The organism is Peribacillus sp. SIMBA_075 (genome assembly GCF_046534585.1).
This window is the reverse complement of record NZ_JAWRYN010000837.1, coordinates 1-263: the sequence shown is the minus strand read 5'-3', so window position 1 is coordinate 263 and position 263 is coordinate 1. Positions and strand designations below refer to the sequence as shown.

Annotated in this window: 1 protein-coding gene; it reads right to left on the bottom strand. The window is 30.4% G+C overall.

The genetic code is table 11. The annotated features are described in order from the left end of the window. Positions 1-159 precede the first annotated feature (159 nt). On the bottom strand, positions 160-263 hold a 104-nt coding region (locus SB775_RS30585), incomplete at its 5' end, for a DUF2642 domain-containing protein (RefSeq protein ID WP_410865022.1).

Here is a 263-nt window from a genome sequence, read left to right as displayed (position 1 = left end):
GATCTACGAAAGAATTAAAAGAACTTCAGAAAGAAATTATCCATGCTCAAGCATATATCCAAAAACGAAAATTTGAAGAAACACAGAGATAAAACCCTGTGTTTTTATTTGATGTTCTATGACGCTAATCTGTTATAAATCAAATTACATGTAATTTGATTATTGTTTTGGCATAATCCATACAATTTGTTGAATGCGTTCAATATATGGTACTGTATCTTCAATAAGCAAATGATCTGGTTTCACATCCTTTAACTCTCCCC